The organism is Sphingomicrobium lutaoense (assembly GCF_014195685.1).
In the GTDB taxonomy this organism is placed as follows: Bacteria; Pseudomonadota; Alphaproteobacteria; order Sphingomonadales; family Sphingomonadaceae; genus Sphingomicrobium; species Sphingomicrobium lutaoense.
The window spans coordinates 1,496,494-1,521,415 of record NZ_JACICF010000001.1 but is presented as its reverse complement, the minus strand read 5'-3'; the positions used below and the strand labels follow the sequence as shown (position 1 = coordinate 1,521,415).

General features: G+C 66.0%; 20 protein-coding genes. 4 read left to right on the top strand and 16 right to left on the bottom strand.

Going from position 1 to position 24,922, the window contains the following annotated elements; translation table 11 throughout:
- Positions 1 to 20: 20 nt before the first annotated feature.
- Both FHS50_RS07640 and FHS50_RS07635 read left to right on the top strand, forming a co-directional pair.
- A complete protein-coding gene (locus FHS50_RS07640) occupies positions 21 to 3,437 on the top strand; it encodes a chromosome segregation SMC family protein (RefSeq protein ID WP_183933729.1) in 3,417 nt (1,138 codons plus the stop codon).
- Between the two features lie 161 nt (positions 3,438 to 3,598).
- Positions 3,599 to 5,755 carry a TonB-dependent receptor gene (locus FHS50_RS07635; protein WP_265569240.1) on the top strand — a complete coding sequence of 719 codons (2,157 nt, stop codon included), beginning with the start codon at positions 3,599 to 3,601 and terminating at the stop codon, positions 5,753 to 5,755.
- Here FHS50_RS07635 and FHS50_RS07630 read toward each other — a convergent pair.
- The 3 genes from FHS50_RS07630 to FHS50_RS07620 are packed head-to-tail and all read right to left on the bottom strand — an operon-like array spanning position 5,752 to position 8,998.
- The gene (locus FHS50_RS07630; protein ID WP_183933728.1) at positions 5,752 to 7,194 is read right to left on the bottom strand and encodes a UdgX family uracil-DNA binding protein; all 1,443 of its coding nucleotides are present in this window, start codon (positions 7,192 to 7,194) and stop codon (positions 5,752 to 5,754) included. The two genes, FHS50_RS07635 and FHS50_RS07630, sit on opposite strands and share 4 nt — an antisense overlap.
- A gap of 8 nt (positions 7,195 to 7,202) precedes the next feature.
- Positions 7,203 to 7,688 (bottom strand): hemerythrin domain-containing protein, encoded by a 486-nt coding sequence (locus tag FHS50_RS07625; protein ID WP_183933727.1) that lies wholly within the window; start codon positions 7,686 to 7,688, stop codon positions 7,203 to 7,205.
- A 47-nt stretch (positions 7,689 to 7,735) separates the two neighbouring features.
- Positions 7,736 to 8,998, bottom strand: coding sequence for a putative DNA modification/repair radical SAM protein (locus FHS50_RS07620; RefSeq protein ID WP_183933726.1), 1,263 nt, complete (start codon positions 8,996 to 8,998; stop codon positions 7,736 to 7,738).
- A gap of 165 nt (positions 8,999 to 9,163) precedes the next feature.
- Between FHS50_RS07620 and FHS50_RS07615 the strand changes: the two genes are divergently transcribed.
- Positions 9,164 to 10,915, top strand: a complete 1,752-nt coding sequence (locus FHS50_RS07615) for a DUF885 domain-containing protein (protein ID WP_183933725.1) — start codon at positions 9,164 to 9,166, stop codon at positions 10,913 to 10,915.
- Here the strand turns inward: FHS50_RS07615 and FHS50_RS07610 are convergent, their stop codons facing one another.
- From FHS50_RS07610 to FHS50_RS07575, 8 genes are all read right to left on the bottom strand, one after another.
- Entirely contained in the window at positions 10,916 to 11,308 is a 393-nt protein-coding gene (locus FHS50_RS07610; protein ID WP_183933724.1) for a hypothetical protein, read from the bottom strand.
- A 54-nt stretch (positions 11,309 to 11,362) separates the two neighbouring features.
- A complete protein-coding gene (locus FHS50_RS07605) occupies positions 11,363 to 11,899 on the bottom strand; it encodes a demethoxyubiquinone hydroxylase family protein (protein WP_183933723.1) in 537 nt (178 codons plus the stop codon).
- Positions 11,896 to 12,405: a disulfide bond formation protein B gene (locus FHS50_RS07600; protein ID WP_183933722.1), complete on the bottom strand. Its 510-nt coding sequence runs from the start codon at positions 12,403 to 12,405 to the stop codon at positions 11,896 to 11,898. The genes FHS50_RS07605 and FHS50_RS07600 overlap by 4 nt, the downstream gene beginning before the upstream one ends.
- Positions 12,405 to 13,748 carry a S41 family peptidase gene (locus FHS50_RS07595; RefSeq protein ID WP_183933721.1) on the bottom strand — a complete coding sequence of 448 codons (1,344 nt, stop codon included), beginning with the start codon at positions 13,746 to 13,748 and terminating at the stop codon, positions 12,405 to 12,407. Before FHS50_RS07595 ends, FHS50_RS07600 begins: the two co-directional genes overlap by 1 nt.
- 31 nt (positions 13,749 to 13,779) lie before the next feature.
- Entirely contained in the window at positions 13,780 to 14,961 is a 1,182-nt protein-coding gene (locus FHS50_RS07590; protein WP_183933720.1) for a murein hydrolase activator EnvC family protein, read from the bottom strand.
- The gene (locus FHS50_RS07585; RefSeq protein WP_183933719.1) at positions 14,958 to 15,389 is read right to left on the bottom strand and encodes a 23S rRNA (pseudouridine(1915)-N(3))-methyltransferase RlmH; all 432 of its coding nucleotides are present in this window, start codon (positions 15,387 to 15,389) and stop codon (positions 14,958 to 14,960) included. The genes FHS50_RS07590 and FHS50_RS07585 overlap by 4 nt, the downstream gene beginning before the upstream one ends.
- An 18-nt stretch (positions 15,390 to 15,407) precedes the next feature.
- Positions 15,408 to 15,725, bottom strand: coding sequence for a ribosome silencing factor (gene rsfS, locus FHS50_RS07580; protein WP_246333087.1), 318 nt, complete (start codon positions 15,723 to 15,725; stop codon positions 15,408 to 15,410).
- An 89-nt stretch (positions 15,726 to 15,814) separates the two neighbouring features.
- Positions 15,815 to 16,435: a nicotinate-nucleotide adenylyltransferase gene (locus FHS50_RS07575; RefSeq protein ID WP_183933717.1), complete on the bottom strand. Its 621-nt coding sequence runs from the start codon at positions 16,433 to 16,435 to the stop codon at positions 15,815 to 15,817.
- A gap of 82 nt (positions 16,436 to 16,517) precedes the next feature.
- On the opposite strand from FHS50_RS07575, the gene FHS50_RS07570 reads away from it, so the two are divergent.
- Positions 16,518 to 17,594, top strand: coding sequence for a DUF3667 domain-containing protein (locus FHS50_RS07570; RefSeq protein ID WP_183933716.1), 1,077 nt, complete (start codon positions 16,518 to 16,520; stop codon positions 17,592 to 17,594).
- Here the strand turns inward: FHS50_RS07570 and ftsH are convergent.
- The 5 genes from ftsH to ptsP form a co-directional block, all read right to left on the bottom strand.
- Positions 17,591 to 19,546, bottom strand: a complete 1,956-nt coding sequence (gene ftsH / locus FHS50_RS07565; RefSeq protein ID WP_183933715.1) for an ATP-dependent zinc metalloprotease FtsH — start codon at positions 19,544 to 19,546, stop codon at positions 17,591 to 17,593. The two genes, FHS50_RS07570 and ftsH, sit on opposite strands and share 4 nt — an antisense overlap.
- Before the next feature lie 62 nt (positions 19,547 to 19,608).
- Positions 19,609 to 20,583 (bottom strand): tRNA lysidine(34) synthetase TilS, encoded by a 975-nt coding sequence (gene tilS, locus FHS50_RS07560; protein ID WP_183933714.1) that lies wholly within the window; start codon positions 20,581 to 20,583, stop codon positions 19,609 to 19,611.
- Between the two features lie 10 nt (positions 20,584 to 20,593).
- Positions 20,594 to 21,514, bottom strand: a complete 921-nt coding sequence (locus FHS50_RS07555; protein ID WP_183933713.1) for a tetratricopeptide repeat protein — start codon at positions 21,512 to 21,514, stop codon at positions 20,594 to 20,596.
- Between the two features lie 65 nt (positions 21,515 to 21,579).
- Positions 21,580 to 22,419 carry a RodZ domain-containing protein gene (locus FHS50_RS07550; protein WP_183933712.1) on the bottom strand — a complete coding sequence of 280 codons (840 nt, stop codon included), beginning with the start codon at positions 22,417 to 22,419 and terminating at the stop codon, positions 21,580 to 21,582.
- An 81-nt stretch (positions 22,420 to 22,500) separates the two neighbouring features.
- Positions 22,501 to 24,765: a phosphoenolpyruvate--protein phosphotransferase gene (ptsP, locus tag FHS50_RS07545; RefSeq protein WP_183933711.1), complete on the bottom strand. Its 2,265-nt coding sequence runs from the start codon at positions 24,763 to 24,765 to the stop codon at positions 22,501 to 22,503.
- Positions 24,766 to 24,922 lie beyond the last annotated feature (157 nt).

The window sequence follows — 24,922 nt, the reverse complement described above, 5'->3', positions numbered from 1 at the left end:
TTGGGGAGGGGCATGACGCGATGAAGTTCCGGCGGCTGAAACTCAGCGGCTTCAAGAGCTTCGTCGAACCTGCCGAACTGCGGATCGAACCGGGCCTCACCGGGGTGGTCGGCCCCAATGGCTGCGGCAAATCCAATCTTCTCGAAGCGATCCGCTGGGTGATGGGCGAAGGCTCGCCCAAGAGCCTGCGCGGCGGCGGAATGGAAGATGTCATCTTCGCCGGCACCGAAGCGCGGCCCGCGCGCGATTTCGCCGAAGTCTCGCTTCTGATCGAGCGGTCGCGCGAGGAAGCGGGCGAGGATGCGGGCGAAACCGAAGTCACGCGCCGGATCGAGCGCGGAGCGGGGTCGGCCTATCGCATCAATGGCCGCGATGTGCGCGCCAAGGATGTCGCACTTCTGTTTGCCGATGCCGCGACCGGTGCCCATTCGCCCGCGCTCGTCAGCCAGGGCAAGATCGGGCAGGTCATCGCTGCCAAGCCCACCGAGCGGCGCAAGATGCTCGAGGAAGCGGCGGGGATCGCGGGGCTTCACCAGCGGCGCAAGGATGCCGAGCAGAAGTTGCGTGCGGCCGAGAGCAATCTCGAACGGCTCGACCATCTCCTTGGCGAGCAGGCGGCGCGCGCGGCCGCGCTCAAGCGGCAGGCGCGGGCAGCCGAGCGCTATCGCCTCCTGACCGAGAAGATCCGCCTTGCCGAAGCGAGATTGATCGCCGCGCAATGGCAGGATGCCGACAAGAGCGCGCGGCGTGCGGCAAGCGAGGCCGAGGAAGCCGCGAAGAAGACTTCCGAACTCGAAACCCGGCGGAAGCAAGCGCAGGAACGCCAGGCCGAGGCCGCCAAGGCATTAGCGAGCGCGCGCGAGGATGCGGTCTACGCCCGGTCGGCGGGGCAGGATTTGGCGCATCGGCTCGCGACCGCGCGGGCTGAGCGCGACACGGTGTTGCGGCGGCTCGACGAACTCGACCGCGCCTTTGCCGCGGTGGCCGCCGAGACGGCGCGCGAGGAAGCGCTCAAACAGGATGCCGCCAAGGCGATCGCCGCGCTGGAAGAAGAGCGCGAGCGGATCGAGAAGCAGCTCGGGGATAGCGAAGGCGAAGCCGAGCGGAGCGCCGAACTGCTGGGCAAGGCCGAGAAGGAAGCGCGCGATGCCGAAGCGGCGCTGGCCGACCTGCTGGCGCGCGAAGCGGCGCTGCGCGCCGAGCGGCGGGTGGCCGAGGCGTCATTGGAAAGCGCCGAGGCGCAGGCCGCGCGGGTGCGCGCCGAGCTCGAAAGGGTCGAAGCGCAGGCGAGCGACTTGGGTGACGGAAGCGCAGAACATGAAGCGCTGAAAGAGGCCGAGAAGGAAGCCGAGGTGGCCGCCAAGGCGGCCCGCGATGCCGAGGCCGCGATCGCTACCGCCGAACGGGCGCGGGTCAAGGCGGTCGAACAGCGCGATGCCGCCGAAGCCGCGCTGGGCGAAGCAAGAGCCGCCTTGTCGGCGGCGCAGAGCGAAGCGCGCGCGATCGACGAGGCGCTGGCGCAGTCGGGGCAGGGCGCGATTGCCGGGCTGAAGGCCGCGCCGGGATATGAGAAGGCGCTGGCCGCGGCTCTCGGCGACGATATCGAGGCCGAGTTGGGCGGCGATGCGCCGCGCCGCTGGGTCGATCCCGGCGACGGGCAGGATCCGCCGCTTCCCGACGGGCTGGTTCCGCTGGCAGCGCGGGTCGAGGCGCCTCCGCAGCTTCGCCGCCGATTGGCGATGGTCGCGGTGGCCGACCGCGACGAGGGGCAGGAATTGAAGGCCGGGCAGCGGCTGGTGACGCGCGAAGGCAAGTTGCGGCGCTGGGACGGGTTTGTCGCCGAAGGAAGCGGCGCGGCGGCGGCCGAACGGCTGGTTCGGGTCAACCGGCGCGATGCGCTCGCCAAGACGATGCCCGCGCTCGAGAAAGCTGTGGCCGACGCCGAGGCCCGGCGCAAAGCCGCGAGCGCGGCGGTCGCCAAGGCCAAGGCGGATGGCGAGAATGCGCGCGAAGCGATGGCCGATGCCGAGCGGCGGGGCCGCGAAGCAGGGCGGGCGGGCGACGTGGCTCGCACCGCGATCGAGCGGATGGCCAGCCGCCGCGAGACGATTTCGCAGCGGCGCGACGAGTTGAAGCCGCTGCTGCAGGCTGCCGAGGAAGCGCGCAGGGAAGCGCGGCAGGCCTTGGAGAAGCTGCCTTCAGGCGAGACGCTCAAGGACGATATCCGTACAGCGCGCGACCATGCCGCCAAGGCGGGGCAGCGGGTCGCCGAACAGCGGGCGGCGGCGGCGACGCGGCAACGCGAGATGCAGGCGGCGCGCGAACGCCATGCCGCGGCTGGCAAGGAGCAGGGTGATTGGCGGACGCGCGCGCGCGATGCCGAGAAGCGGCTCGAGGAAACCGCCGAGCGTGCCGAGCGGCAAGCGAGCGAGCGCGAGGAGTTGAAGGACCAGCCTGCGGCGCTGGCAGAGAAGATTGCCGCGCTCGAAGCGGAGAGCGGGGCGGGGAATGCCGCGATCAGCAAGGCAAGTGCGCTCGAGGCGCAGATGGCCGAACGGCTGCGCGCTGCCGAAGTGGTCCTGCACGATGCCGCCGAGGCCTTTGCCAGTGCGCGCGAGCGGCGGGCTGCAGCGCTGGCGCGGGCGGAAGCCGCCGAGGCGCGGCGAGCCGACTTTGCGCGCGCATCGGGAGAGGCCTTCGGATGCCCGCCGCAGATGCTGTGTGAGCGCTTCGGGTTCGAGATGGAAGCGCTGGGCGGAGCGGGCGAGGAAAAGGCCGAGCATGACCGGCTGGTCGGCGACCGCGAGCGGATCGGGCCCGTCAATCTCGTTGCCGAGCAGGAATTGAAGGAGCTCGAGGAAAGCCAGACCGCCAATGTGAGCGAGAAGGAAGAGCTGGAAGAAGCGATCGCGCGGCTGCGCGGGTCGATTGGCCATCTCAACCGCGAGGGGCGCACCCGGCTCCTGGCGGCGTTCGAGGAAGTGAACGAGCATTTCAAGAGCCTGTTCAGCACGCTGTTCGGGGGCGGGCGCGCGCATCTCGAGCTGATCGACAGCGATGATCCGCTCGAGGCGGGGCTGGAAATCATGGCGCAGCCGCCGGGCAAGAAACTGGCGGCGCTGACCCTGCTTTCGGGTGGGGAGCAGGCGCTGACGGCGGTGGCGCTGATCTTTGCGTTGTTCCTTACCAATCCGGCGCCGATCTGCGTGCTCGACGAAGTCGATGCCCCGCTCGACGATGCCAATGTCGAGCGCTTCTGCGACCTTCTCGAGCGGATGAACCGCGAAACCGATACGCGCTATCTCATCGTCACCCATAATGCGGTGACGATGAGCCGGATGGACCGGCTTTACGGGGTTACCATGATCGAACGCGGCGTGAGCCGCCTCGTATCGGTGGACCTGGGCGATGCCGAGGAAATGCTCGCCGCCGAGTGATTGCACGAAAAACGGCAGTTTTTAGCGAACCTTGCGAAAGGGCGAGGGCGCTTGCCGATGTACTTTCCAATTTGTTCGGAGAAAGTTCAGGGAACGCTATTGCGAATGACTATCATTAACACTACACAGGCCCCCGACTCATACACCGGGAGCTGTAATTCGTGCTTAAACATATCCATCTTCGCCATAGCCTGCTGACCGCCACTGCCCTGGTGGCACTGCCCCAGATGGCCTCTGCCACCGACATGTCTGCCGCGGGCGCGGAGATGGTCGAAGCCGAGCCGATCGTCATCACCGGTGTGCGCGATGGTTATGGCCAGAAGTCGAGCAGCACCGCGACCAAGATCGAGACCGATCTCAACGACACGCCCCAGGCCATCGCGGTCGTCACCGCCGAGCAGATCGCCGACCAGGCACTGCGGTCGGTGGGCGATGCCCTGCGCTACGTGCCGGGCGTCACGGTCAATGCGGGCGAAGGGCATCGCGACCAGGTTGCCATTCGTGGCCAGCTGACCACCGCCGACTTCTTCACCAACGGTCTTCGCGACGATGTCCAGCATTATCGCGGCCTCTACAATGTCGAGCGGATCGAAGTGCTCAAGGGCCCCAACGCGCTGATCTTCGGGCGCGGTGGCGGTGGCGGGATCGTCAACCGCGTGACCAAGCGGCCCTTCTCGGACCGCTACATGGCGGGCGCACTGTCGATCGACAGCGAAGGCGCGGGTTTTGTCGAATTCGATCTCAACAGCCCGCTCGGCGACACGGTCGATGGGCGCGTCAACGCGGTCTATGAGCGGATGGACAATTTCCGGGATATCGAGGGCGACCGCTGGGCAGTGAACCCGACGCTGGGTTGGCGCATCGGCGCCGACACCAAGCTCACGCTCGGCTATGAATATGCCGAGGACGACCGCGATGTCGATCGCGGCATCCCCTCGGCGCGCGACGGTTCGATCGCCGACCCCGCCCGCGCGGTCGAGGGTTTCGACGAGACTTTCTTCGGCACCCGCGGCCTCAACCGCACGACCATGGAAAAGCATGTCGTCGACATGACGCTCGACCATGACTTTTCGGATGCCCTGCGCTTCACCTCGAAGGCGCTCTATGGCGATTATGACAAGCTCTATCGCAACGCGGTGCCGTCGAGCGCGGTGACCGACGTGGACGGCGTGCCGAGCGTCAAGGTCAGCGCCTATGAGGACATGACGCTGCGCGAGAACTTCCTGTGGCAGAACGACCTTGTCGCGAGCTTCGCCACCGGCATGATTTCGCACCAGCTGCTGGTCGGTGCCGACTATGCCAACCAGGACACCGATGCGGCGCGCCTGCGCGGTTTCTTCGACACGCTGCCGGCCGACCAGAAGAGCCCCAACGGTCGCGAGACCTTCGTGCCGCTGGCCGATCCCTTCGTCATTCCGCCGCTTACTTTCCGTGGCGGTTCGGGCGAGCGCGGCGCGCATAGCGATGTCGAGGCAATCGGCGTCTATGTGCAGGACCAGCTGTCGATCGGCGAGCATGTCGACCTGATCGCGGGCCTTCGCCATGATTGGCTCGACATCCGGGTGCAGGATTTCGTCGGCGGCACCGACCTGTCGCGTTCGGACAATCTGTGGAGCCCGCGTCTTGGCCTCGTCCTCAAGCCCAACGAGGATCTGAGCTTCTATGCGAGCTGGAGCCGCAGCTACCTTCCCCAGTCGGGTGACCAGTTCAACAGCCTGAGCCCGACCACCGCGAGCCTCAAGCCCGAGCGTTTCACCAACAGCGAGATCGGCGTGAAATATCGCCTCGCCGACGGGCTCGACCTGTCGCTGGCGGCCTATCGCCTCGACCGCGAGAATACCCGTGCGCTCGATCCCCTCTCCAACGAGACGGTGCTGACCGGTGCGCAGCGCAGCGAAGGCGTGGAAATCGACGTATCGGGCAAGATCGGCCGTCTGTCGCTGTCGGGCGGGATGGCGTTCCAGGACGCCGAGATCCGCCGCGATACCGCGGCCGCGCCCGCGGGCCGGACGCTGCCCTTCGTGCCCGATTTCACGGCATCGCTCTGGGGTCGCTATGACATTGCCGACGGCCTGGCCGCGGGTCTTGGCATCAGCCACCAGGACGATATCTTCGCTTCGATTTCGAACGAAGTGGTAGTCGATGGCTTCACCCGCGTCGATGCGGCGCTGTTCTACGATGTGACCGACAATGTCGCGCTGCAGCTCAATGTCGACAATCTTCTCGGCGAAGAGGGCATCGGGCAGGCCTATAACGACAACAATCTCTACCCGCTGGCGCCGCGCACCGCGCGGGCCACGCTGCGCTTCGCCTTCTAGGCGGCGAGCGCGTCCGCCCGCTGGGCGGCGCGGCGCAGATCCTCGACGAAGCGGGCGCGCTCATCACGGCGCGCCCCTTCATCGGGCAGGCGCAGCAGATAGCTGGGGTGCACGGTCACCCGGCACTCGCTTCCGTCGGGGAGAATGATTCCCTCTTCGCGTACCTTCGAGATTGTGACGGCCTTGCCCATGAGCGCGCGGGCCGCACTGGCGCCCAGTGCGACGACAAGCGGCGGGCGAACCAGCGCCCGTTCCTGTTCGAGCCACCAGTTGCAGGCCTTGATCTCGCCCACCGTGGGGGTCTGGTGGATCCGCCGCTTGCCGCGTTGGACGAATTTGAAATGCTTGACCGCGTTGGTGACATAGCATCGGTCGCGCTCGATCCCCGCTTCGGCCATTGCCTCGTCGAGAAGCGCGCCTGCAGGACCGACGAAGGGGCGGCCTGCCAGATCTTCCTGGTCGCCCGGCTGTTCGCCGACAATGAAAAGGCGCGGCGATAGCGGGCCTTCGCCGAACACGGGCTGGGTGGCGTCGCAATAAAGATCGCAGCGGCGGCAGGTCTGGATGTCGTGGCGCAATGCCTCCCAGGCCGCCTGCGCGTTGGATGGCGGCGGCGGCGGTTCGGCTTCGCTCCGGCTTTTCTCGATCATCGCGGCTTCGCGGGCCTGCGCCCCGGCGAGAAGTTCGCCGATCGCCGCGGTCTCGGGCATATTCTTCCAATATTTGCGCGGCATTTCGGCGGTCATCGCCTTCACCTTCACCCGCGCGGGATTGAAGATCGACTTGTAATAGGCCTTCCACGTCTCCTCGACCGGGTCGCCATCGGGCGCATCGCGCCGGGTCGCGCCTGGACTGGTGGTGAGCGTCTCCCCGTCCCAATGGATGCTGAGATCGGGGGTGAGGATCGACCAGCGCATGTTGGTGAAGCGGCGCATGAAGAAGCCCGCTTCGCGCCGCACGATATGGTTGTCGGGTTCGAACCAGGCGACCATGCGCACGCCATCTTCTTCCTCGACTTCGCGGAAGCGGACGAAAGCGTGCATCTTGTGCGCGTCGCGGCGCACTTCCTTTTCCATCGCGCGCAGCCTCGTGACCAAAGGGTCGGCGCGGTCCTGCAGCGCGGCGCGGTCACCCTTGAGGCGCCACAGCATGGCGTAGAGCAAGCCGAAGCGTTCGGGATCGCGGTGGCAGATCGCGGTGCGCGCCAGCGAGATGAAATCCTTGCCCACGGTAACGGGCGCGCCGGTCGCAGGGGGAAGCGAAGCGTCGTCGGCCCCGAACAGGTCGCTTTCCGCGCCCGCGACCTGCCAGCTGACCCGTTCGGGCGGGACATCGGCAGCGAGCAGGCGTCGCGCCGCGTCGCGCCAGCCGTCGAAATCGTCGGGCGCGTCGAGCGTGATGCGGTGAAACCGCGTCCGGTCGGGAGCGGGGGGCGTCATGCCATGCGCTATTCGCGCTCGTCCCCGTCATCCACGCCGTCGAGCGCGCGCTGATATTCCTCGGGCTTGCGCGCCTCGAACTTCTTGCGGAGTTCCTGCACCTTGGCGTCGCTCAAGCCGTCGGCGGCGGCGGGGAACATGTCCTTCTCCTCCTCCTCGATATGGTGGAGATAATCGTGCTGGAGCTTTTTGAAGGTCGTCATCCAGCCCGGCGAGGACATGTCGGTTTCCTCGAGCTTCGTGATGAGATCCTCGATCTCCTTATGCTCGGAAACCGAATGCTGGCCGTCGTGGCGAAGTTCGGGATTGGCGAGCATCGTGGCGTAGAGCGTCTCTTCCTCGGCGGCGGCATGGGCCTTCACCTCGGTCTTGAAGTTGGCGAAGAGCGCGCGCCGGTCCTCGCTGTCGCCGCTGGTGACCGCGAGCCGCGTGAGCAGTTCGCGGTGGCGGTCATGGTCTTCCTTCAAACGGTCGAAAATGTCGGTTCGGGCCATGCCTTTTCTCCTTTGCTATTCCCAACGCGGCGAACGACGCGCCGGTTTCAGGCGGCGTTCGCCGGAGGCGGAGCGAAGAGGTCGAGCTGGGCGGGAGCGGGCATCAGAAGCGCCTTCAGATTGGCGCGGTCGGTAAGCAGCGTCGGACGCCAGTCAGCAGTGACGATGAAGGGGCGCACCTTCTTCAGGCTGACGGTGAGGCGCGCGATGTCGTCGAGGCGGAGCGAGCGGAAGCGGCGCGATGCGAGGATGCGGCCCACCGCCTTGGTGCCGAGCCCCGGCACGCGAAGCAATTGTTCGCGGGTGGCGCGGTTCACGTCGACCGGGAATTGTTCGCGGAACTTCAAGGCGAAGGCGAGCTTGGGGTCGATGTCGAGCGGGAGCATGCCCTTGTCGTCGGTGGTGGCGACGACCTCCTTGGGCGTGAAGCCGTAGAAGCGCATCAGCCAGTCCGACTGGTAGAGCCGATGTTCGCGCATCAGCGGCGGACGCGTGAGCGGGAGCACCGCGCTCGGCTCGGGAATGGGGGAGAAGGCGCTGTAATAGACGCGGCGCAGGCCAAAGCGGTCGTAGAGCGTACGAGCGCGGGTCACGATCGCGCCGTCATTGGCATCGTCGGCGCCGACGATCATCTGGGTCGACTGGCCGCCGGGCGCGAAACGCGGCGCCGAGCGATATTTGCGGCGCGCGTCGCGGGCGTCGACGATCGAACTTTTCATGTCCTTCATCGCGCCCTCGATGCGCTTGTCGTCCTTTTCGGGAGCAAGCTTGCGGAGGCCCGAACGGGTGGGAAGTTCGACATTGATCGAGACGCGGTCGGCATGGAGGCCCGCCTGGCGCACCAGTTCGGGATCGGCGTCTGGGATCGTCTTCAGATGGATATATCCACGGAAGTCATGATCTTCGCGGAGCGAGCGCGCGACCTCGACCAATTGCTCCATCGTATAGTTGGACGAGCCGATGATGCCCGAGGAGAGGAAGAGACCCTCGATATAGTTGCGCTTGTAGAAATTGAGCGTGAGCTGGACGACTTCCTGCGCGGTGAAGCGCGCGCGGCGGACATTGGAGGACTTGCGGTTGATGCAATAATGGCAGTCGAAGATGCAGCTGTTGGTGAGCAGGATCTTCAGCAAGCTGATGCAGCGGCCGTCGGGGGCATAGGCGTGGCAGATACCCATGCCTTCGGTCGAGCCCATGCCCTTGCCGCCGCGACTGTCGCGGCGCGACGAACCCGACGACGCGCAGGATGCGTCATATTTGGCGGCATCCGCGAGAATTTCCAACTTCTGCTGAGTGTCGAGCCGGGCCATCTGTTCCTTATATGTTCTCGCGCGGCCCAGCGCTAGTCGGCTAGCCGACACAAGGGTGAAAAAATGCGCATGTTCCGGTGAGGCGGGGCGCAATTGGTCGAAAGGAGCCTTGCAAGCGCGGCGCGAGCCTTTAGCTTCCGCGCCCGAACAGGGAGATCAAAGTCCATGCGCAGTTTCGCCATTCTCGCCGTCGCAATCATGAGCGCGGCCCCCGCCCTTGCCGGTCCGCAGGAAGATTTTGCCGACCTTACCGAGCGTTATTGGGAGTTCGTCCTCGAGGATAATCCGACGCTCGCATCGTCGCTGGCGATCGAGGGGCATGATGACAAGCTGTACGATTATTCGATCGAGGCGATGGACCGGCGGGCCGCCATGTCGGCGCGCTTCCTTTCCGAACTGCGGCAAATTCCCGACAGCGGGCTCGACGAGGAGACGCGCATTTCCAAGGCAATCCTCGAACGCAGCCTGTCGGAAGCGGTCGAGGCCAATGAATTCGGCCAGCGGCTGATGCTCTTCACCAACCGGTCGGGCTGGCACCAGGCGATTGCCGGGCTGGGGCGCAATCTCAAGTTCGACGATGTCGAGGACTATGAGAATTATCTGAAGCGGCTGGCGGCCTATCCCGCGCAGAATGACACCGCGATCGCCGTGTCGCGCAAGGCCGTCGAGGGCGGCTATACGCTGCCCTGCGTGGCGATGGTCGATTTCGAACAGTCGATCAGCGGGGTCATTCCCGAGGACGCTTCGGAAAGCCGCCTGTACGAGCCGTTCCGCGGCGAAGCGCCCGACATGATCGATGCGGCTACCTGGCGCGATCTGCAGCAGCGCGCGCTCAAGCTGATCGATGGGCGGCTGCGGCTCGCCTATGGCGAGCATGCGCGCTGGTACCGCGACGAATATGCGCCTTATTGTTCGACCGAGGTGGGCGTGTCGGCGCAACCGGGCGGGGCGGAATATTATGATTTCCGCATCCGCCAGATGACCACCACCGAATTGAGCGCCGACGAGATTCACCAGATTGGGCTTGAAGAAGTGGCGCGGATCCGCAGCGAGATGGAGAAGGTCGCCGCCGAAGCAGGCTTCGAAAGCCGCGAAGCCTTTATCGAGGATCTGCGGACCAATCCCAAATATTATGCCGAAACGCCCGAGGCGCTGATGCAATATGTCGCGCGCGAGGCGAAGAAGATCGACGGGATGATGCCGACCCTGTTCGGGCATCTGGCGCGCCTGCCCTATGGCATCCGCGAGATCCCCGCGGAAATCGCTCCCGGCACCACCACGGCCTATTACAACCCGGGCAGCCCCGAGAATGGCATCGCCGGAACCTATTATGTCAACACCTCCAAGCTCGACCAGCGGCCCTTGTGGGAGGTGCCCGCACTGACCGTGCATGAGGGAGTGCCGGGCCATCACCACCAGATCGCCATTCAGCAGGAACTGGACATGCCCGCATGGCGCAAGAATGGCACCTTCTTCACGGCCTTCGTCGAGGGCTGGGGTCTCTATTCGGAGCGGCTGGGTATCGAGATGGGGCTGTATGACACGCCAGCCAAGGACATGGGGCGCCTCAGCTACGAGATGTGGCGCGCCGCCCGACTGGTGGTCGATACCGGCTTACACTCGAAGAATTGGTCGAAGCAGCAGGCGGTCGATTTCATGACCGAGAATACCGCCTTGAGCGAGGCCAATATCGATGCCGAGGTCAATCGCTACATCTCATGGCCCGGACAGGCGCTCGCCTACAAGATCGGCGAACTCAAGATCCGCGAATTGCGGGGCCGGGCGCGCGATGAACTGGGCGAGGATTTCGACCTGCGCGAATTCCATGACGTGGTGCTCGGGCAGGGTTCGGTCCCGCTCGACGTGCTCGAGATGCAGGTGATGAACTGGGTCGCCGCGAAGAAAAGCGGCGACTGATCATTCGGGGGCGGTTTCGTCCGCCTCGAGCTGCTTGCGCTTCGCCACGGCTTCGTCGATTTCCTTCTGCAGGCAACCTTGGCCCGCGGCGGGACCGACGGCGGTGCACTGCGGCAGGCCGGTCTCGTTATTCTGTTCGAGATAGCGCACGCGGGCGGCCCAGCTCTGGTTCTCGACCCGCTCGGCAGTGCGGCGGAATTCCTGGGGGATGCGGAAACGCTCTTCCTCGCCGAGCCGCTTGCAAACCACGATCTCGTCTTCGGCGGCGCGGGGGCAGGGATCGTCGCCATAGACGACCACCTCGACCTGGCTGCGCTGCGCCGAAGCCGGAGCGCTGACGAGCGATGCGGCCATGCCGGCAGTGGCGGCGAGGGTAACAATGCGGTTCAACATCTGGCTCTTCCTTTCACTGGACCGACGCGAGGGGTGCGCGCGCCCGGTCCCAAGTCAAATACGTTTTGCGACGGCGATGGCTGCACGGCAACCCAGCCGAATCATCCCGGTGAGAAGCGGATAGGCGAGCGCTTCTTCCGACCCATGTTCGCGGGCGGTGTCGCGATGTTCCAATTCCTCTTCGCGGAACTGTTCGATATCGGCGGAAAGTTCGGGATCGCTGTCGCCCAATTGTTCAAGCTGTTCGGCATAATGGCGGTCGATCTCGGTCTCGACCGCATCGGTGCAGGCCATCGCGGCCTTTTCACCCAGGAGCGCGGTTGCCGCGCCCAGTGTGAAGCCCGCCACGTTCCAGAAGGGCTGGAGAAGGGTGGGGCGCACGCCCCGTTCGACGATGAGCTGGTCGAAGCGCGCCAGATGGCGTTCTTCCTGGCTGGCCATGCGCGCGACCTGATGCGCCGCGGCGCTGCGATCGCCCAGAACGGCTAGCTGCCCGGCATAGATGCGGGTCGCGCCATATTCGCCCGCATGGTCGACGCGGATCATCGAATCGACATCGACCTTGCGATCGCCGGGCTGCCAGTCGCTCATGCCTTCTTCCCCTTCACGAGGCCGATCGCGATGAGAGCGGCGGTGCCGAGCGAGATGATCGCGTTCCAGCCCGCCATCGAGACCGACAAGAATTCCCACTGGACCTGGTCGCAGCGGATGACCGGCGCATTCATGATCTCGTCGAGAAGCGCGCCGGGATCGGTGGTCGAGGAGCCCGCCGAGCAAGCGGTGACGCCTTCGTAGAAGCCCATTTCCACCCCGACATGATAGACGCCGATCGCGCCCGAAACGGCAATCGCTGCCGCAGCGAGGCCGACGAGCAGGCGCGAACGCGGCGCATTCGCCGGAGCGGTGAAGCTGGCGAGTGCGAGCAGGATCGCCGCTGCGTGGGGCCAGCGCTGCCAATAGCACATGTCGCAGGGGAAGAGCCCGCCGATATATTGCGAGCCGAGCGCCCCGGCGAGGAGCGCCGAGGGAACGAACAGCGCGAGGAGCCGCAGGTTGCGCGGCGATGCGAGCTGCCTTTCGACGGGAGGAGCGAGCATCAGTTGGAACCGCTCGCCTGCTGGACGCGCGGTGCGAGCGATGCGACCCGCTGCAGCGTCTTCACGGCATAGTGCAGCTGGTAATCCTCGATGCCCTGCTTTTCCAGTTCCTCGGCGGTGGCGGAGAAACGCGGATCGACCGCTTCGCCATCATCCTCGAGAACCTCGTCCTCGACACCGGCCTGCGCGACGAGATGGCGGCGAAGATCGGCCTCGCGAAGCCGCGGCCGGTCGAAATAATCGGGGTCGGAAAGCTGGGGCACGTTGATGTCGGGTTCGATCCCGCCGGCCTGCACCGAACGGCCCGAAGGCGTGTAGTAACGTGCCGTGGTCAAGCGAAGCGCGCTTTTCGGGCCGGTCTGAATGACCGACTGGACGCTGCCCTTGCCGAAGCTGCGTTCGCCCATCACGACCGCGCGGCGGTGGTCCTGCAGCGCGCCCGCGACGATTTCGGACGCCGAGGCCGAGCCCGAGTCGATGAGCACGATCACCGGACGGCCTTCAGCGATGTCGCCTTTCTTGGCGAACCAGCGGTCGATGTCATTTTTCGCACGACCGCGCTCGGAAACGATTTCGCCCCGTTCGAGGAAAGCGTCGGTGACTTCGACGGCCTGGTCGAGGAGACCGCCGGGATTGGAGCGCAGATCGACCACATAGCCGATCGGCTTGCGGCCGAGCGAGCGTTCGATCGAGCGAACGGCATCCTCGACCCCGTCGCCGGTGGCGGCCGAGAAGCTGTTGATGTTGATGATGCCGACCCCGTCCTTCACTTCCCATTTGACGGGCTTCAGTTCGATCACTTCGCGCTTGATGGTGACATCGAAGGGCTTGTCGCGGCCCGGGCGCACCACGGTCAGCGTGGTCTCGGTACCGGGACGGCCGCGCATCTTCTCGACCGCTTCATCGAGGCTGAGGCCGAACAGGAGTTCGCCATCGAGATGAGTGATGAAATCGCCGGCCTTCATTCCGGCGCGGTGCGCGGGCGTGTCCTCGGTCGGGCTGATCACCACCACTGCGCCGTCGCGCTGGCTGACCGTGAGGCCGAGCCCGCCATAATTGCCGTCGGTGGTGAGGCGCATATTGTTGAAATCGCTGGCTTCGACATAGCTGCTGTGCGGGTCGAGCGAGGCCAGCATTCCGTCGATCGCGCCCTTGATCAACGTGTGATCGTCGACTTCCTCGACATAGTTGGCGCGGACCTGCTGGAAGACCGACAGGAAATTTTCCAATTCGCGATAGGTATCGACATCCTGCGCGGCCAGCGTCGCGCTGGTCATCGGAACCGCCGAAAGCGCCCCTACGACCGCCAACGGGGGCAGGAAGGTGGCAGCGAATTTCTTCATGCAAACATCCTTTGTCAAAGCGGCTCGCATCTTAACCGGTTCGAGCGCCATTTGACATGATTTTAGATGAACCTGCGATGAGAGCAGGCGAACGTGGGGCGCCCCGATGCCATAGTTCGACCCCGACAGGGCCTTGCGCCCGTCCGAGCGAGGCGCCCGCGCGCACCTGTTCGCCTTCCTCAAGGGTGGTCGCGACGCCGGTGAGCAGGCTCGCCCAGCCATCGCCATGGTCGATGATTACCACCCCGTCGAAACTGCGGAAGGCACCTGCATAGGCGATGCGCCCGTCGGCGGGGGCGATCAGCCGGGCGCCCCTCGGGGTATCGAGCAGCAGGCCGCGCGAGCGGATGCCGCCTTCCGACAGGCTTCCGAGGCCGCGCCGGACCGGTGCCGCGACGGGCAGGCGATAGCCCTGAGGTCCCTCGATGCGAAGCGGGCGAGCGGCGATTTGCGACGGGCGCGGCGGGGCGGGATCATATTGGGCAAGGGCGCGGGCCTGCGCGCGGCTTTCGCGGCGGCGGGCGGCACTGTCGCCGAGGTCGGCCAAATTTTCGGCGACCGCAATGCGCTGGCTGTCGGCGCGGAAGGCGGCATCGGTGAGCGCCTGCGCGGCGGCGAGCGCGGCGGCTTCCTCCTCGGCGAAGCGGGCGCGGCGGGCATCGCGCACGGCGATGCGTCGTTCGAGATCGGCCAGTTCGCGGCGTGCCGCCTCGGCCATGCTGCGCTGGCGGGCGGCGTCGGCACGGATCGCACGGGCGCGCTTTTCGAGCGCGGCAAGGCTCGATTCCACGAGCGCCTGGACACGCACCAGTTCATCGACCGACTGGCTGTCGACGAGCGCGAGAAGCGGCGGCTGGCGACCGGCGATGACCAGCCCGGCGAGCAGGCCCGACAGCGGCGCCTTTTCGGCACGGATGCGCTCTTCGCGGGCAGCGATTTCGCGCCGGATCGCGGCGAGTTTGAGGCTCGCCTCGGTGATGCGCGCCTCGTCGGCGGCAATCTGTTCGGCGAGCGCGGCGCGGCGGGCGGCGAGCCTTTCGGCATCGCTGCCGGCTTTTTCGGCCTCGGCGGCGAGGCTGCGGGCGCGTTCCTCGGCTTGCTCGGCCTGGCGGCTGGCCTCGGCAAGCCGGTCATCGACGCCGGGCGCGCGGCTGTCCTGCGCGGCGGCGGCGGCGCCGAGGAGAAGGAGAAGAGCGAGCGGGGCGCGCCTCATCCGCCCGTGCGTCCTTCGCGGTGATAGGGGTGGCCCGAGAGGATCGCGACCGCGCGAAACAATTGTTCGGCAAGCATCGCGCGGCACAGCATATGCGGCCAGGTCGCGGGTCCGAAGGAGAAAAGAAGGTCGGCCTCGCGAGTCAGTTCCTCGCTGTGACCGTCGGCGGCGCCGATCAGGAACTGGGTTTCGCGCACCCCTTCGTCCCGCCAGCGGCCCAGCAGTTTTGCGAAATCGGCCGAGCGCATGGCCTTGCCCCGCTCATCGAGCACAATGGTCTTCGCGCCGTCGCGCGCGGGCAAATTGCCGCCGGTGTCGGGCAGTTCGGTGACGCGGGTTTTCCAGTTGATCCGCTTCAGATAGCGGTCGGTCAGTTCGGCTTCGGGAGATCGGCCGATCTTCCCGCGGGCGACGATATGCAGCAGCATGTCCGCCCGCCGGCAGGATCAGGCCGAACCCGTGGACGGCTCGTCGCCGAAGGCCCACATGCGTTCGAGATTGTAGAAGCTGCGCACTTCGGGCCGGAACAGGTGGACGATCACGTCGTCGGCATCGATCAGCACCCAGTCGGCCACGGGCAGGCCTTCAATCCGCACCGGGCGGCCGAATTCCTTCTTGATCCGCTCGGCCAGCTTCTGCGCCATCGCGCCCACCTGGCGCGACGAGCGGCCCGAGGCGATCACCATATAGTCGGCGATCGAGGATTTGCCGGCCAGCGGGATCGAGACGATTTCCTCGCCCTTGTCATCGTCGAGGCTTTTCATCACGAGCGCGTGCAGCTTCTCGATCTCCTCGGGAGTGGCAGGCGGGGACTTGCGACCGGTCTCACTCAAGGCGTGCGATTCAGCCAAATTCATTCCTTTTCAATACGGCCAGGCAGGGCCTTGGAAGCCCTGTCCTTGTGCCAATCGGGGTTGAGCGCGCGCAAGCGTGTAGCGGATGTCGGATCGGGCGGTAAACGCAGGAACGTGATCGCCGGAACACTCCATTCGGTCCACTGTCTTGCCTTGGCCGAGGGGCGGACGAACCACCTGAGCCAGCCCATCGCGCGCGCCGCGCGGGCATCGTCATGATACCCCGGGCGGCTCAGCACTGCAATCGCTACGCTTTTAGCGAGGCGGCGCCAGTCCTTCCATTGGTGAAATTGGGCAACAGTATCCTCGCCCATCAGCCAGATGAAATCATGCTGGGGATGGCGTTCGAGAAGCTTTTCGAGCGTGTCCACGGTGTAGCGGGTCCCGACCTGCCGTTCGAAGTCGGACACGCGGATGGGAGCGCGGCGAGCCATCGCGCGGGCCGAGGCGAAGCGGGCTTCGTAGGGGGCCATGCCCTTGGCGGATTTCAGAGGATTTCCGGGCGAAACCAGCCACCAGACCTCGTCCAGCCCGAGCGCTTCCCTCGCATGGAGGCTCACCTTGCGATGACCGAAATGGGCCGGATTGAAACTGCCGCCGAGGAGACCGATGCGCGCCATGCAGACGGCGCTAGCATGCACATTTTGCCTGCGCCACCGCGATGGCCTAACAGGAGGGGGCCTGAATGAAGGGGAAGGGGCGATGAGCGAACTGGAAGCGGCAGCCGAAGTCGCGGGCGGCGCCATGCTGGGCCGCGCGGTCGAGCCGGTGAGCGACGGCAAGGGCGGCGAAGTCACGCCGGGACCGGGTGATTGCCTCAATTGCGCGGCGCCTCTCGAGGGCCATTATTGCTCCAACTGCGGGCAGAAGGTGCAAATCCATCGCACGCTCGGCGGGCTGGTCCATGACATCGTCCATGGCGTTCTCCATCTCGACGGCAAGTTCTGGAACACGCTGCCGCTTCTCGTCTGGAGACCGGGGAAACTGACGCGGCGCTATGTCGCGGGGCAGCGCGCGCGCTTCATCAGCCCCATCGCCTTCTACCTGTTCACCGTGGTGGCGATGTTCGCGCTGGTCGTCTCGGTGGGCGATGTCAAAAGCGAGGACGTGACCTTCGGGGGCGCGGCGGCTGCCGATACGATCGAGGAACAGGAAGCACGGATCGCGGGCCTCGAGGAAGCGCTGGCCGAACTCGAAGAGCAGCAGGGATATGGAACCGAGGGGATCCGGACCGGGCTTGAGGCCGCGCTGGAGACCGCCGAGGAACAGCTGGAAGTGATGCGCGCCGAGGATGCGGGCATCGAGCCGCCGCCCGCGCGGCAAGTCTCGATCACCAGCAGCGACAGTCTCAAGCCGCTGGTCGAGGAACAGTTCGAAAAGGCGCGCGCCAACCCGGGGCTGTTTCTCTACAAGGTCCAGACCAAGGCCTACAAGTTGAGCTGGCTGCTCATCCCGCTGTCATTGCCCTTCCTGTGGCTGCTTTTCCCCTTCTCGCGGACATGGCGCATGTATGACCATGCGGTGTTCATCACCTATTCGATCAGCTTCATGATGCTGCTGGTGATCGCGGTGGGGATTGCCTCGCGCTTCGGCTTCGGCGAACTGGCCGGCGTGGCGGCGCTTTTCTATGCGCCCTTCCACATGTTTCGGCAGCTGCGCGGCACCTATGGCCTGTCGCGCCTGTCGGCCCTCGTCCGGACAGTGCTTCTCATCCTGGCGGCCTTCATCGTGCTCGCGCTGTTCGCGGCGCTGATGCTGGTCCTCGGCGCGGTGGGCTAGGCGGTCGCGGGACCGCCGATGCCGCCCTTCCTGGGGCGCTTGGCCTTGGGGATCGAGCTGCCTGCCGCCGGGATGGTCGGGGCGCTCGGCCCGCCACGGTCGATCGAGCCGCCGTCGAGCAGAGTCTTGATCTCGTCGCCCGACAGGGTCTCATATTCGAGCAGCGCCTGGGCGAGCGTCTCGAGTTCGTCGCCATGCTCGGTGAGAACGGTCCGCGCCCGGTCATAGGCCTGGTCGATGATGCGACGGATTTCCTTGTCGATCTTCTGCGCGGTCTCGGCAGAGACGTTCATCCCCTGGCTCTGGGAGTAGCCGAGGAAGGTCTCGCCCTGCTGTTCCTCATATTGGACCGGGCCCATTTCGTCGGACATCCCCCACTGGGTGACCATGTCGCGCGCAAGCTTGGTCGCGTACTGGATGTCGCCCGAGGCGCCCGAGGAGACCTTTTCATAGCCGAAGATGATTTCCTCGGCGACGCGGCCACCCATCGCCACGGCAAGGTTCGCGTGCATCTTGTCGCGGTGGTAGGAATAGCTGTCGCGTTCGGGCAGGCGCATCACCATGCCGAGCGCGCGGCCGCGCGGGATGATGGTCGCCTTGTGGATGGGGTCGGACGCCGGTTCGTGGAGCGCGACGATCGCATGGCCCGCTTCGTGATAGGCGGTCATCTTCTTCTCGTCCTCGGTCATCACCATGGACTTGCGCTCGGCGCCCATCATGACCTTGTCCTTGGCTTCCTCGAATTCGCTCATCGCGACGAGGCGCTTGCCCTTGCGGGCGGCCATCAGGGCGGCCTCGTTGACGAGGTTGGCAAGATCGGCGCCCGAGAAGCCGGGCGTACCGCGCGCGATTACGCGCGGATCGACGTCGGGAGCGAGCGGCACCTTGCGCATATGGACGATGAGAATCTTCTCGCGGCCCTCGATGTCGGGGCGCGGCACGACGACCTGACGGTCGAAACGGCCCGGGCGCAGGAGCGCCGGGTCGAGAACGTCGGGGCGGTTGGTGGCGGCGATGATGATGATGCCTTCATTGGCATCGAAGCCGTCCATTTCGACGAGCAGCTGGTTCAAGGTCTGTTCGCGCTCGTCATTGCCATTGCCGAGGCCCGCGCCCCGATGGCGGCCGACCGCGTCGATTTCGTCGATGAAGATGATGCAGGGCGCGTTCTTCTTGGCCTGCTCGAACATGTCGCGCACGCGGCTGGCGCCGACGCCGACGAACATCTCGACGAAGTCGGAGCCCGAAATGGTGAAGAAAGGCACCCCTGCCTCACCCGCGATGGCGCGGGCGAGCAGCGTCTTGCCGGTGCCGGGCGAGCCGACCAGCAGCGCGCCCTTGGGAATCTTGCCGCCGAGACGGGCGAACTTGCCCGGATCCTTCAGGAATTCGACGATTTCCTGCAGTTCCTCGCGCGCTTCGTCGATGCCCGCGACATCGTCGAAGGTCGCTTTCTGCTTGTTCTCGGTGAGCATCCGCGCCTTGGACTTGCCAAAGCCCATCGCGCCGCCGCCGGCATTCTTCTGCATCTGGCGGATGACGAAGAAGGTGATCCCGAGGATGAGGAGGAAGGGCAGCGAGTTGATCAGCAGATATTGCCACAGGCTGCCCTGTTCTTCCTGCTGGACCTTGACCGAGATGCCCTGTTCGATGAGCCGGTCGCCAATATTGGTATCGGGCGGCGCGGTGGTGGTGAACGGGGTGTCGCCGTCGAGCGTGCCCGCGATCTGGGCATTGCCGCTGGGCGTGGTTGCCATGGTGACCGACTTCACCTTGCCTTCGTCGACCTGCTTGACGAATTCGCTGTAGGGAATGGCTTCGCCTTCCTCGGCGTCGGAAGGTCCGCTCAACGCCTGGACGAACAGCACCATGCCGAAGATGATCGCGACCCACAGGAAGAGGGAGCGCGTCCAATTGTTCTGCGGCGGCTGCGGAGGCTGGTTCTGGTCCATGACGATCTAGGTTTCCGGCAAAATGCTTGATGTGCGCTTAAGATAGGGTGCGGAAGGGCGCCCTACAACGCCCGACGCGGCGGGGCCGGGGCAATTCGCCAATTTTCGCCCTTTACCGAGAGCAAAAGACCCCCGAGCGCGGCTTGGCGGCCCTCGAAAAGCCCGTCGATCGCGCGCGCGAGGTCGGGGCCGCGAGGCGGGCTGCGGTGGAGCGAGTCGAAGGCCATGAGAAGGATGCGGCGGAGAATTTCGCGCGGCAGGCCGCGATGCGCGAAGAGAAGCCCGTCTCCATCCTCCTTCACGCGGTGCGGATAGATGAGTCGTGCCGCCCAGCCGAGGGCCTGTTCGGCCTCGGCGAGATGTGCCGCGCTTTCGGCGAATTTGGCGGCGTCGCCAAAGCCTGCTTCGCGCAGTGCCTCGCGAAGGCGCGCCCGGTCGTGGGACGGATCCTTGTTCATGGGATCGTCGATGATCGGCAGGCCCGTGGCTTCGACCAGCGCCCGCAAGGTCGCGCGGGGCCAGTGAAGGAGGGGACGCACGAGCGTCACCTTTTCGCCCAGCGGACGCTGTTCGCGGATCGCGGTGAGACCCGAAAGGCCCGCGCCGCGTGCGAGGCGCATCAGCATGGTCTCGGCCTGGTCCTCGGCATGATGGGCGGTGGCGATATGGGTCAGCCCTTCGCCGGTCGCCCAATGGGCGAGGCGGGCATAGCGGATCTTGCGGGCGCTGGCCTCGATATTGGAAATCGGGGGGCCTTCGGGCCAATCGGCCTTGAGGATGGAGTGCGGGATTTCGCGATCGAGGCAGATCGAGCGGACCTGCCGCGCTTCCTCCGCGCTTTCGCGGCGCAGGCCATGATCGACCGTGACCGCGCGCACCGCGCCCGGCCGTGCGGCGGCGGCGAGCAGGAGAAGCGCGAGGCTGTCGGCTCCGCCCGACACCGCGAGGCCGAGCGGGGCGGTGCCGGGAACGAGCCGGTCGAGATCGACGGCGAAACGGCGAACGGCGCTTTCGTCAGGAAGCGACCCGTCCGCCATCAGCTAGTTCCTAGCCGCACTTGGCATCGCGCATCGCGGCGGGAAGGCGTTCGCGCAGATAGTCGCGCATGTTCGCGCCATAGACGTCGTTGAGTTCCTCATAGGCCTTGCAGGCCTGTCCCGGCTGGTTGAGGCGCATCAGCGCCTGGCCGAGGAAATAGAGGCTGTCGGCGGCGCGTTCGCCGTCGGGATCGCTGCGGTAATTGGCCAGCAGTGCTTCGGCGGCGGCGCGCGGTTCGCCCTTGTCGAGAAGCGCGCGGCCGATGAGATTGCGTGCCCAGCTCACGCGGCGATGACCCGGAAAGGAGGATTCCATTGCCCGAAGCACGGTGATCGCTTCGTCATTGTTGCCGCTGTTCCACAGGCGATAGCCCTGCGTATAGGCCTCCTCTCCCGCTGCCTCGAACGAAGGGTCGTTGGCGGGAACGGGCTTCACGGTCGTGTTGGCCTGCGCGGCGCGCGGAGCGGGCGGCGGCGGAGCGGCCTCTTCCTCTTCCGCGGGTTCGGGGCGGTTTTCATAACGCGGGGTCGAGACTGCGGGGCGCGTTTCGTCCTCGACCACCACCGAGCGGCGCGAGGCGGCTTCCTGTGCGGCGCGAAGGCGCGCCAGCTCGGCTTCCATCTGGCCGAGGCGATATTGCGCCTCTTCGGAATTGCGGATGAGTTCGGTCATCTGCCGTTCGAGCGTGTCGACGCGGCCGGTGAGAACGTCCACCGACGAGCGGCTGGCGACCGGATCGTCGTAGAAACCCGCGGTATCGGCGGGGCGGCCATCGGGGAAGACCTGCTTCTGGACCTGGCGGACCTGCTTCTCCAGCCGCTCGATCCTCTCGCGGTTTTCGCGTTCGCGCTTGCGGTCGTCCTGGGCGTGGGCCGGAACCGCGATCAGCGAAGTGGTGACGAGGAAGGCGGTGAGGATGGGAAGTCGCATGGTCAATCTCGTGAATTCTGGTGAAACGCTGTGATGGAAAAGACGAGCTTACTCGCCGCTGAATGTCAGGGATTGGCGGGCGGAGGCGCGGTGCCGCCGCTTGCCCCGCCGGTCGTACCGGTGGGTGCCGGTGCGGATTGCGCAGGTTGCGAGCCGCCCAGCAGATCGGAGCCGAGAAGGCTAACATTCTGGACGCGGACGCCCGCGGGCCCGACCTGCGGGGCATCGCGGTTGCCGACGCTGATGCGCAGCACTTCGGGGCGGGCGGTTTCGAGCATCGGCGCATTGGCATCGCTCGGCACCACGAAGGTTTCGCCTGCCGCGAGTTCGCGGGCGATGAGGACCTGGTTGCCGTCGGTCACGCGCACCCAGGCGGCCTCGTTGGCGATGATCACCACATTGTCGGCGGGGACGATCGCGGCCTCGGGCTCGCTTTCCTCGGCCTGCGTGCCGATGGTCGTGAGCGCGGGCGGATCGACGTCGCCGTCGCTGCTGAGCGAACGTTCGTTGTACCAGATGAAGAAGGCGATCGCGCCGATCAGCAGGATGAGCGCGGTCCAGATCAGCCAGCCGGGCATCGCGCGGTTGGGATCGGCGGGTTCGAATCCCTCGACCGTCTCGACGGGAGAACGGAAGCCGTCCATTTCCTCGCGAAGCTGGGCGCCCGCCTCGTCGCGGTCGAGGCCCACTTCGCTGGCGTAGGACTTGACGAAACCCATCGTGTAGGTGGGCGCCGGAAGCCGCGCGAAATCGGCATTTTCAAGGCTTTCGATATGGCGCTTGGGGATGCGCGTCTTGGCCGCGATATCCTCGATGCTCAGACCCTTCGCCTCGCGCGCTTCGCGAAGCCGCTGACCGATCGGGGTGACCCCCGGCAATTCGTCCTGAACGCTCTCTTCTTCCATCGCCCACTCCCAAGATTGGCGCACTGTCACGCAGCCCATCGGCGCAGTCAATGGCCATCCGCCAAGCCGGTGGATTAAGTCCTAGCCGAGATCGACCTTCTGCCGTTTCGCCCAGTCGGTGAGACTGCGGCGCACGTCGCGCGGCGGCTTGGCCAGGACCTTGCGCATCTTCTTGCGAACCTTCTCCGCGTCGAGCGAACGGACCATCGCCTTGATGGGTCCCATCGCGGCCGGCGTGATCGAGAAATTCTCGATCCCGATCCCGATGAGCGCCATCGCTTCGAGCGGGCGCCCGCCCATTTCTCCGCAGATCCGCACGGGGACGCCGGCCTCGTTGGCCTGGTCGGCGATCCGCTTGAGGAAGCGGAGGATGGCGGGCGATAGCCAGTCGTAGCGTTCGGCGAGGCGCGGTTCGGCGCGGTCCGCGGCAAAGAGGAACTGAGTGAGGTCGTTGGTGCCGATCGACAGGAAATCGAGCTGGGGCAGGAGGATGTCGAGCGTCTCGGCAAGGCTCGGCACCTCGAGCATGCAGCCATATTCGATGCGGGTGGGCAGCATCCGCTTGCGCGAATGGCACCATTCGACCTGCTCTTCGAAGAGGGCGCGCGCTTCCTCGAACTCCCACGGTTCGGAGACCATCGGGAACATCACCTTGAGCGTGCGTCCTCCGGCAGCTTCGACGAGAGCGCGGGCCTGCGCCTTCATGAGGGCGGCGCGATCGAGACTGAGCCGGAGCGCGCGCCAGCCCATCGCCGGATTTTCGGCCTCGTCCTTCTCGTCCATCAGATAGGGGAGCGCCTTGTCGCCGCCGATGTCGAGCGTGCGAAAGACGACCGGGCGGTCGCCCGCCGCGTCGAGGACTTCACGGTAGAGCTTGAGCTGGCTTTCGCGGCCCGGCAGCGTCGCCGCGACGAGGAACTGGAACTCGGTGCGGAAGAGGCCGATGCCTTCGGCGCCGGAAGCATCGAGCATCGCGGCATCGTCGGCGAGACCCGCATTGACCATCAGCGTGACGCGGGTGCCGTCCCTTGTCTCGGCCTTCTTGTCGCGAATCGCGGCATATTCCTCGCGGCGCTTCTGGCTGGTCGCCATGCGCTGGTCGAAGGTGGCGGCGATGCCGCGTCCCGGACGGACGATGACAATGCCCTGGTCGCCATCGACGAGGATGGTGTCGCCTTCCGCAACGATATGACGGATATCCTCGATGCGTCCGACGACGGGGACGCCCATGGCGCGCGCGACGATGGTGACATGCGCGGTGAGCGAGCCTTCCTGGAGCACCACGCCCTTCAGGCGGCGGCGATCATAGTCGAGCAGTTCGGCGGGCCCGAGATTGCGGGCGATGAGGATGGTGTCTTCCTGGAGCCCGGTCTGCGCCGCAGTGCCGACACGTCCGGCGACGATCCGCAGAAGGCGGTTGGACAGATCCTCGAGGTCGTGCATCCGCTCGGCCAGCAGGGGATCGTCGATGTCGCGCATGCGCGCGCGGGTGCGCTGCTGGACGCGCTCGATCGCCGCCTCGGCGGTGAGGCCGCTGTCGATCGCTTCGTTGATGCGCCGCGACCAGCCTTCGTCATAGGCGAACATCTTGTAGGTCTCGAGGATCTCCTCATGCTCGCCGCCGACGCCGAACTCGGCATCGCGGGTCATATGATCGATCTGTTCGCGCATCTTGCGGAAGGCTGCATAGACGCGCGCGCGCTCGGCCTCGGTATCCTCGGCGACGGTATGTTCGACGGTGACCTTGGGCTGGTGGAAGACCGCCTTGCCGCGCGCCATGCCGGTGACGAGCTTGAGCCCTGCAAGGCGCTGCGCGCCGGTTTCGCGGTTTCGACCGCGTGTGCCGTCGGCGATGCCCGCATTGGCGAGCAGCTCGGACAGGACCATCGCGACCGTCTGGAGTGCTTCGATCTCGACATCGAGATATTTGCGCGTGTCCTCGTGCTGGACGGTGAGGACGCCGATCGGCTCCTCGCGGCGGACGATGGGGATGCCCGCGAAACTGTGGAAATCCTCTTCGCCCGTTTCGGGGCGGTAGGCATATTGCGGATGGCTCGAGGCTTCGTCGAGATTGAGGATGCGCCCTTCCTCGGCAATCGTGCCGACGAGGCCTTCGCCCAGCCCCAGCCGGGTGACATGGACGGCTTCCTTGTTGAGGCCGTGGGTGGCGTAGAGTTCGAGCGCCCCGTCGCGCAGCACGTAGATCGAGCAGACTTCGCTGGCCATGGATTCGGCAATGAGGTCGACCACCCGGTCGAGCTTCGCCTGGGTCGAGCCGCGACCCGCCATGATGTCATGGAGCCCCGTCAGGATGTCCCGGGCAGCAGTGGCGGCGCTTTCTGGCATGGGGGAGGGGCTAGCAGAGCCGCACGGCGGGCGGAAGCACCCTTATTTCCCCCCGCTTCGGACCCTTTGTTGCTGGCAGCCCCGCCACCGCCTCTGTCAGTCTTCCCGCCGAATGACAGGGAATCAGGAAAGGCGCCCCGGCAGGCGGCACGATAGC

Excerpts from the sequence above, each read along its gene's own strand:
- FHS50_RS07600 (WP_183933722.1), bottom strand. The coding sequence starts at position 12,405 with ATGCTCGCTCCTCCCGTCGAAAGGCAGCTCGCATCGCCGCGCAACCTG.
- FHS50_RS07590 (WP_183933720.1), bottom strand. The coding sequence starts at position 14,961 with ATGAGGCGCGCCCCGCTCGCTCTTCTCCTTCTCCTCGGCGCCGCCGCC.
- FHS50_RS07630 (WP_183933728.1), bottom strand. The coding sequence starts at position 7,194 with ATGACGCCCCCCGCTCCCGACCGGACGCGGTTTCACCGCATCACGCTC.
- FHS50_RS07610 (WP_183933724.1), bottom strand. The coding sequence starts at position 11,308 with ATGTTGAACCGCATTGTTACCCTCGCCGCCACTGCCGGCATGGCCGCA.
- FHS50_RS07595 (WP_183933721.1), bottom strand. The coding sequence starts at position 13,748 with ATGAAGAAATTCGCTGCCACCTTCCTGCCCCCGTTGGCGGTCGTAGGG.
- rsfS (WP_246333087.1), bottom strand. The coding sequence starts at position 15,725 with ATGAAAAGCCTCGACGATGACAAGGGCGAGGAAATCGTCTCGATCCCG.
- FHS50_RS07625 (WP_183933727.1), bottom strand. The coding sequence starts at position 7,688 with ATGGCCCGAACCGACATTTTCGACCGTTTGAAGGAAGACCATGACCGC.
- ftsH (WP_183933715.1), bottom strand. The coding sequence starts at position 19,546 with ATGGACCAGAACCAGCCTCCGCAGCCGCCGCAGAACAATTGGACGCGC.
- FHS50_RS07575 (WP_183933717.1), bottom strand. The coding sequence starts at position 16,435 with ATGGCGCGCATCGGTCTCCTCGGCGGCAGTTTCAATCCGGCCCATTTC.
- FHS50_RS07550 (WP_183933712.1), bottom strand. The coding sequence starts at position 22,419 with ATGGAAGAAGAGAGCGTTCAGGACGAATTGCCGGGGGTCACCCCGATC.
- tilS (WP_183933714.1), bottom strand. The coding sequence starts at position 20,583 with ATGGCGGACGGGTCGCTTCCTGACGAAAGCGCCGTTCGCCGTTTCGCC.
- FHS50_RS07620 (WP_183933726.1), bottom strand. The coding sequence starts at position 8,998 with ATGGCCCGGCTCGACACTCAGCAGAAGTTGGAAATTCTCGCGGATGCC.
- FHS50_RS07640 (WP_183933729.1), top strand. The coding sequence starts at position 21 with ATGAAGTTCCGGCGGCTGAAACTCAGCGGCTTCAAGAGCTTCGTCGAA.
- FHS50_RS07555 (WP_183933713.1), bottom strand. The coding sequence starts at position 21,514 with ATGCGACTTCCCATCCTCACCGCCTTCCTCGTCACCACTTCGCTGATC.
- FHS50_RS07585 (WP_183933719.1), bottom strand. The coding sequence starts at position 15,389 with ATGCTGCTGCATATCGTCGCCCGCGGGAAGATCGGCCGATCTCCCGAA.
- FHS50_RS07615 (WP_183933725.1), top strand. The coding sequence starts at position 9,164 with ATGCGCAGTTTCGCCATTCTCGCCGTCGCAATCATGAGCGCGGCCCCC.
- FHS50_RS07570 (WP_183933716.1), top strand. The coding sequence starts at position 16,518 with ATGAGCGAACTGGAAGCGGCAGCCGAAGTCGCGGGCGGCGCCATGCTG.
- ptsP (WP_183933711.1), bottom strand. The coding sequence starts at position 24,765 with ATGCCAGAAAGCGCCGCCACTGCTGCCCGGGACATCCTGACGGGGCTC.
- FHS50_RS07605 (WP_183933723.1), bottom strand. The coding sequence starts at position 11,899 with ATGAGCGACTGGCAGCCCGGCGATCGCAAGGTCGATGTCGATTCGATG.